A 7,914-nucleotide genomic window follows, 5' to 3' on the forward strand; every position below is an offset into this window, starting at 1 on the left:
CAGCAGCAGGAGGCTCAATCGATGACCTGCGATGTGTCGCATTCGATTAGGCTGGACGCCGCGCGGGAGCGATGAGAGATCATTGAGGTGATAGCGCGAGGACAAGGCATCGGGAAAGCGCAGTGGCTAACCCTGCTCGGCGGCTTTGACGGCGATTGCCCGAAAGGGTCTTGCCTTCGGATAAACATTAATCGCAGGCGTCGTGATCGTATCAATGTAGGTGTGCACCTAGGCGCCAAGCCTCTCTCTCCGACTGAAACCGCAGTCCAATTCGCCTTAGTCGGGCAGGTGGAACGTCCGCAAAGACTCACGGCGACGTTCGAAGGTGCTCTTCCATCCGATGGGGCAAAAACCCTCCACCCTTTTAAATCTCTATGATCGGACTCGGATTCGAGCGCGACACCACCAGCGTGAGGCTGCGGCTCGCGCGGCTGACCGCGACGTAAAGCAGGCGACGGTCCCTTTCGCGGAACGTTGTGCCGTCGCACGGCATGATCAAGACGTTTGGCGCTTCCAAGCCCTTTGCCTTGTGGATTGTGCTGATCGCGCGTGCTGGCGGCAGTCGGCGCGTATGCGCGTTGCGATGCGCCTGTTCCACAAGGCCGGTTTGGGGATCCGGCGCAGCGCCGAGGCGAACCGCCTCCCAGAACTCCCGAGGACAATCGATGTGAATTCCGGCGAACCCGGCTTGATCTTTGATCGCGCCATATAGGCCGCGGAGGAAGGCGCCGACGCCTGTATGATTGGGCTGGTCGACGATCAGGCGCGCCAAGGCCTGAATCTGCGCTGGCTTGCCTCGTGCGGGCGTGGCGCAACCGCCAGCCACCTCGGCGCGAAAGCGTGTCGCGAACTGACTGTCGGAAAAGCCGGTGCAGACCTCCTGCACGAAAGCGACCGCAGCGTCGGCCGCCGCTGCGGCATCATCGGCGCATCCCGCCAATCGTTCCGCCAGCGGCGGCAAGGCCGAACGCGTATGGCCCTCCCAGATCGGCATTGAGCGACCGAGATAGGCACGGATAGCCCGCACCGTCTCGTTATAGTGAGATAGTATCAGCAAGGATTGGATGCCGTCGAGATCGGGATCAAGAAGGCGACGGTCGCGAGTGTCGAGTCCAAAGCCAAGGTTCCGTTGCGCGGAATTCTCGGCGAAGACGACGTTCAGGCCGCGCGGGAGCGCCCCGGTCAGACGGAGCTTGCCGCCGCCAGCCAGACGGCTTCGATTCTCGAGAATCCAGTCTCCTAGGTCTTCCCCGCCGCCGCGCCACCGATGCGGCACATCGAGCGATTCCGATATGTCGGCTGCGGACTGAAAGGCGGCTAGCCGATCATCGTCAGCTTGGCTCTGCACTGCGTTTGCCCCTGCACCATAGATGCGCTGCATGGGATCGAAGAATGCGCGAACCCTCGCCCCTGCGCCGTGCAGTGCCTCGATCAACGCATGCTGTTCAGGGCTGGCATCCTGGTGTTCGTCGCAGATCACCATTGGATAGCGGCGGGCCAGCATGTCGGCGATGAAGGGACGCCGTTTCAGAAGGCCCGCCGCCCACCGGCTATTGCGGTCATAGTCTGGCGGAGCGCCCAGTATGCTCCCCGGCTCGGGGTAGGCTTCGGCGATCTGGCCAATCAGGCTGTCGATAGTTCGGATTTCCAATCCGGTTAGGCCGCGGGTTCGATCGTCGAAGACGTCGCAGGCGGCGTGCGTGTGGGTCAGGATCAAGAGCCGCCCTGGACCGAGCGTCGGGCAGATGTCGGCGGCGAAAGCCGCCCCCTGAAAGGTCTTCCCGCAGCCGCCGGGCGCTTCAATCACCACCAGCCTTGCCCCTGAACGAAGGGCTGCGGCCACCGCCACGTCAGCCACCGTCGGTCGCCTTCGATGTCGTTGCCGCCAGGGCGGTGAGCGCGCTGATCAAGGGTTGTAGTTGGGGCTTCACCTCGGGCATCGCGCCTAGAGCGTAGGCCTTGTCGGCCAACTCGCGACCCCCTTCGAGGCTCTTGAACCAGCGCTTGCCGTGCTTCTTCCAGGTCTTCGCCTCATTCTCTGGGGCGCCGCCTGGGTCGCCGCTCGCCGCGGCGATGATAAGCGTCCGCAAGCGGTCGCCAGCCACGGCCTTGATTGTGGCGAAGTCGTGCTTGGTGAACTGAGCAGTGGGTTCGAGGATCTTCAGTCGTTCCACTAAGCTGGCTAGGCGAGGTTGGGTGTGAGTCTCCTCTGGATCAACGAGCAGAGCTTCCAACTTGTCGTCGCCGATATGAGCAATGACATTGGCTTCCGTGCAGCCTGTCGGCCATTGGAATAGAAGGTCGCCCATCGCGGTCTTTAGATCGGCCCAGCGCTTGGTATTGTCGCCCTCACAATCGACAAAGGCGGCCAAGGCTAGTTTGGCCTTATTGAACTCCTCCAGCAAATCGAGCGTGAAGGTGTTGCCCTGGCCATCGCAAAGCCGAATGCCAAGGTCGAGCAGGTCGGTTGGAATTTCCCGCCCGAGCACTTCCTGGATGAAACCTACTTCGGTCGGGCCTTCTCCCACCAGAGTTAGGCGCGACAGGAAGGCTTCCGGATCCCGCTGCTGGAGTTGGAGCACCCGCGGGCTGGAGAGTTCGGCGATGACGTGGCCTTGGCTGAGATACCAGATCGTCGCCGGCTTGGCGGCGGCCAAGGCAGGCGCGCCATGCGTCGTCATCACGACCTGGGAGGGTCCCTCGGCGAGTTCCGTGACCAGTTTGCGCTGACGGTAGGGTTCGAGCCCACGTTCGGCCTCATCCACGAGCGTGATCGGGCAGCCCGACCGGCAGGCCTGGGCCACGGCCAAGGACGCCAGCCGCCGAGTCCCCGATCCCCAGCTCGATAGTGGTAGGCGGCTATCCTCAATGGCCGCGGTGAGGCCGATCAACGCGCTGATGGACTGCCCCTGTCCGGCGCTGAGCCCGAGGCCGAGGTCATGCGGCAGGGCGCGCTCGCCGAAGGTCGCGTTCAACTGCTTGATCGCCTCCTGGCCTTCACTCTGCAACTCGGCTTTGACGTCGACGTCGGAGAACGTCGAGGTCAAACGCGAACGAAGGGCCTTGTCACTGAGAAGCCGGTCCAGGGCAGAGCCCTGGACCAGGCGGAGGTCGCGGTCATTCCTATCGTCGCCTCCCAGCCGGACCAGCCCGATCTCCCGGCGCAGGGTCGGAGAGAAGATGTCGGTGGTGTCGTTCGGATTGTGGATCGCATAGGTCAGGTCCAGCTCGTCAGATCCGCTGACCGAAACCTTGTAGACAGGCGGGCCGACCGGGCGCATGGGCTCGCCTTCCTCAGACTCCTGCGGCGCGCAGGCCTTCCTGCCGTCCCATTCCCATGGAAATGCCGGGCGTGATTGCGTGGCGATGCTGCTGTCAGGCGGCAGACTGATGACCGCGCCGATGAAGAAGCCATCCCTGCGCTGCCGCTGCCAATAGTCGTGGTCGGAGACCAATGCGGAATTGCTCGGATTGAGCAAGAGTGCGATCGCTTCGAGAATGGTGGTCTTGCCAGCGTCGCCGCCTCCGAGGACAACGTTCAAACCCTTTTTCGGAAACCAGTCAAACGTCTGAAAAGCTCGAAATCGATCGATCTTCAACCGAAGGATCGTCGCGCCGCCAGCGCCATCCGAAGTATTCGCAGCCGTCTGCACTTTCACATCCATCAACCGAATCGCTTTTCACCTGACCATGCTTCTAATTACCATGCCGATCGCGGTGTGTTACCCAGATCTTGCTGGACGTTACAGTAGACGCCAATGGCCTAGGCAAGTGATTGCGGGCGCTCCGCCGGCCGCCATTTCAATGGATGGTCCTAGGGACACAGGCCCCCTTGGGATCCCCAAATACTACGATACCGGTAAACCTCGACACGCCGATAATCCGAAACCGTGATACCTGCCCATCGGTAAAATCTCCTTGTATCTTCAGATGCTTGCGCTGTAGCTGTCGCGACTATGAACCTACTGAATATTCAATGATGGCTTGTATACGCGAACTCGGTATCGGAGTTTGCCAGATTTCATGTTGATTCAAGCGCTGTTGCCGAAACTACGCATTCGACTTTTCTGGCGGCCGAACGCATAATGCAGGCATCGTGAAGGTCACGGGAATAGCTGGCGTCCAGACCCAGCCGAATCCCGAAAAGCCCTCGGTCGTCACGGTTCCTGGGGCAGATCGATAGCGAAGGGCTCGGCGTCCAAACCCGAGCCCGCCTCTACTTTAGCAACTAGGTGATCCATGGCCCGCGGCAAAGCACGATCCATCCTTAGACGGCAGCTCGACGCACGCAAGAAGCTGTGGCCCGACTTGTCGAGCGACATGCTATGGAGCATGGACAATGAGGGCTGGGTGGCGCTGCCGCGTTTGATGCCCTTGATGATGAGCATTATGGACGACCTTGCGGGCAAGGGCGTCCCGGTCAGCCGGACCTATTTGGAGCTTTGGTCGAGGATCCGGATCGAGGAGAGCTTCATCGCGCTCAATCGCCCCGAGGAGATGGCATTCCATGCAGGTTTTGAAGGGCAGCGTGCACTGCGGACCTGGAAGGACCGTATTCACCGCTTGGCCAACCTAGGTTTCATCGGCGTGATGCCCGGGCCGCTGGGCGAGCTCTCGTTCGCCGTAATCTACAACCCCTACCACGTCATCAAGCGTGCCTACTTGGCCAAGCAGGTACACGAGAACAAGTGGCAGGCGCTGGCGATCCGGGCGAACGAGGTGAGCGCTTTCGACCTCGACGACATCGATGACCATGGTAACTTGGTTGCCGACGATGAAGATGAAGACGACGCTCCTGCCGCGCCGGCGGCGAAGCCCAAGTCCGCGCCGGCAAAACCCCGCTCGCCCGCGAAGCGCAGCCCCACGCCGATCCCTAGGCGCGCTAAATCTCCGGGTAAATCCTAAGCTCTTTCTGATGATGGCGGTCACTCAATTCGATGAGCGCAACGCGTACGATCGGATGACCGCTTCCGGCCCCGACTACAGCCACAGTTGGATGCGCCAGGAGCGGCGGCTTTCGGCAAGCGGTCAGTGCCTAGGAACGACAGAGATGGGGGCGGATCCGGCCAGACGGCAAACGCCCCCTCATTCCGGTCACTCGCGGCTTTCCGAAAGCGGAGGTTGAGAACGAAGGTCAAAGGCCGGGGTATGGCCCGTGGTCACGCCTTCCAAGGGGACCTAAAATAGGTCGTCGAGTAAGGTGATGGGCTGAATCATGAGCAAGAGCAAGACTGCGAAGGCAAACACTTTTAGACAGCACTTGTAGAAATCGTCTATTTCGACGTGATTGGCTCGAAGAGATACGAAGTCTACCCCGTTTGATTATAATAAACGTTTTAGGGGACATCATGATACAAAACCGAGCCGACGAAGAGAAGCGTAAGGAAGTCGCAGCATCTTTGATGAAGGATATGGAAGCTACCGCCGCGCGCATGCGTGAGCTTATTGTCTGCATGCCGCCGCACGACCTTCTTGGCTACATCTATGCGCAGCGCATGATGAAGGCGATGTCGGAGAAGAACGCCACGAAGGAGGAGCGTGAGGCCCAGGGGCCGGATGACCTCATCAACCAAAACCAGTTCCTTTTCGAGTATATCCACGCCGTGCTGGCCACAGACCCAGCACCGGACAAGGTGGAATTCAGTGAAGAGAAATGTGCGGAGCTGCTTGAGCTAAGCAGCAAGCTTAGGGAACAGGCGATGTTTTACGCCATGGCGAGCTCCGCCGACCAGAAGGACGGCGCGTTTGGGCCAAATACTGCTGACATAGAATTTCACGCCAAGTCTAGCTGGGTTCTGCTTCGTGGCAACCGCTACCAGGTCCTTGAAGGTGAGTTCTACCGTTACGTCCTTGAACCGCATGACGAGGCCCTGAAAGAGATTTACGGCGTAGGGGCGATGGAGATTGCTGCGGGCTTTCAGGCCATGGCCGACGCCGCACGCACCGGACAAGCTTTTGCCATCGAAGAAATTATGAACCAGTTTCAGGCGGCACATGCTTTTGCTGCAGCAAAAGCAAAACCGCTCGAAGAGGTCATGGAAGAGTGGGTCGCGGAAAACAAGGACCAGTCGAAAGCGGCCGGTCAAGCCATGGAGGACTTGTTCCGTGGTGGCGTAGCCAATGTCAGCCGTCATACCGACCTGCCACAGGAACTTCTAGCCGACTTGGCCTATGAACGCGGCGAGGACAAAGAGTTTTTCGCGGCTGGCGACCACTCCGGCACGCCCTATCGTACGCTCCCCGTGCGCAAAAAACCGCTGATCAAACTGGGATCGGACTATTTCGCCGTCGATCCATGCTTTACTCGCGACGCCGGGTATCGCGCGCTCTTATTCAACCTCTTGCAGCGTAAACCTGTCTACAAGGTGCAGTTCAATGAGCGCCAAAAGGCAATGAGCGAAGCCGCCTTCGCCGACATTCTCAGCACCCAGTTGCCCGGCGCCAAGGTTTTGCAGGAGGTTTACTACAAGGACCCTGTCAGCAAGCAATGGTCGGAGAACGACACGCTCATCCTCATTGATGACGTTCTCTATCTGGTCGAGGCCAAAGCAGGCGCCGCAGCAACGATCGCGTCACCGGCCTCGGACTTCGGGCGTCATGCTCAGTCGGTGCAGGACTTGGTCATCAAGGCTTACAAGCAATGCGAGCGCTTCTTCAATTACCTGAACACCGCCGATGAAGTGCCACTCTTCCATTTGATTGACGGCAAGCACGTGGAGTGCGCGCGCGTGCGCCGCGCTGACTACCGTGTAATGCTACCCATCGGGCTCACGGTTGAATCGTTCTCTCCGCTTTCGGCATTCTGTAAGGAACTGCCCGATATCGTGCCTTTGCTTGGGAAACACGCTTTCATTTCCCTTTCGATCGATGACTTGTTCGTCCTCAGGCGTTTCCTGCCGACACCGGGCGAATTCACGCACTATATGGAAGTGCGACAGGCCGTGGCTGGCCTGCGGCGCGCCCACCTGTTCGACGAGCTGGACCATCTGGGCGCCTATTTGAAGAAAAACCGCGTCGATATCGAACTAACCGAGCAGCTCAAGAAAGACGCCGACTTCGTTGTGTGGGATGGCATGAGCTTTGACGTTGACCGAAGCTTCGAAGGTGAAAACTGGGAGACTGATCCACGTCCGACACAAGAATATCCCGACGAAATGCTCAAGCTCTTGGGGGCTCTCGACGCGACGCGCAAGGCCGGTTGGCTTCGAGCGGACAGTTACCTCAGGAATCTGGGTAGCGAAGGTCGCAAAGAGTTTGCGGCGATGCTTGTTGAGCTTCGCAGATCATTGAACCAACACGACGGCCGCTACTTCATTTACGGTCAGGAAGCGGAAACACCGTTCTTCATATGGCTCCACAGATCCGGTGGCATCATCGACTGGAAGAAGGTGAATGACAAGGCGAGTTCGGCGGCCCTGATGACACCTACCGGGACGGTGACCGGCTTGATGATCGAAACGACAGCCGGTGGCACTTACAAGGCGGCCTCCACCTTCCCGGTCACTCGACACACAAACCGCACGGAGGCCAACGCGCATATTTTTGATGAAGCGGAACGCATAAAACAGCGTGCTAAGAACTTCGTGCGTGGTCAGAAAGCAGCGCCGCAAAAGATTCAGCCTGCAGTCGGGCTCCCTAAAGTGGGCCGAAACGACCCGTGCCCCTGCAAGAGCGGGCTGAAATACAAGAAGTGCCACGGCCGATAACGAGGTGACGCTACCCCGTTAGGCGGAAGACACGTTGAAGTCGTGACCGCTCGATGCCGACGGATCTGACTGCGGGGTGCGCCGCACAGAAGCAATAGAGCGCGGCAACAGACCAGACATAGTCATGCCCGGGTGGGGCATCGCTCGCCTTCGCCTGTTCACGTGTGGCCCCGCAGTTGGCTGTTTCCAAGTCGGAATCTCCCATTCG

General features: G+C 59.6%; 4 protein-coding genes. 2 read left to right on the forward strand and 2 right to left on the reverse strand.

Going from position 1 to position 7,914, the window contains the following annotated elements; translation table 11 throughout:
• Positions 1-364: 364 nt before the first annotated feature.
• A complete protein-coding gene (locus QMO82_RS23220; protein WP_277545656.1) occupies positions 365-1,858 on the reverse strand; it encodes an ATP-dependent helicase in 1,494 nt (497 codons plus the stop codon).
• The gene (locus tag QMO82_RS23225; protein ID WP_183609906.1) at positions 1,851-3,665 is read right to left on the reverse strand and encodes an AAA family ATPase; all 1,815 of its coding nucleotides are present in this window, start codon (positions 3,663-3,665) and stop codon (positions 1,851-1,853) included. Before QMO82_RS23225 ends, QMO82_RS23220 begins: the two co-directional genes overlap by 8 nt.
• Positions 3,666-4,239: 574 nt before the next feature.
• Between QMO82_RS23225 and QMO82_RS23230 the strand changes: the two genes are divergently transcribed.
• Positions 4,240-4,905: a hypothetical protein gene (locus QMO82_RS23230; protein WP_183609907.1), complete on the forward strand. Its 666-nt coding sequence runs from the start codon at positions 4,240-4,242 to the stop codon at positions 4,903-4,905.
• 443 nt (positions 4,906-5,348) lie between these two features.
• A complete protein-coding gene (locus QMO82_RS23235) occupies positions 5,349-7,706 on the forward strand; it encodes a YecA family protein (RefSeq protein WP_183609908.1) in 2,358 nt (785 codons plus the stop codon).
• The last annotated feature ends 208 nt before the right edge of the window (positions 7,707-7,914 follow it).

Origin of the sequence: Rhizobium sp. BT04 (assembly GCF_030053135.1) — a bacterium.
Taxonomy (GTDB): Bacteria; Pseudomonadota; Alphaproteobacteria; order Rhizobiales; family Rhizobiaceae; genus Rhizobium; species Rhizobium binxianense.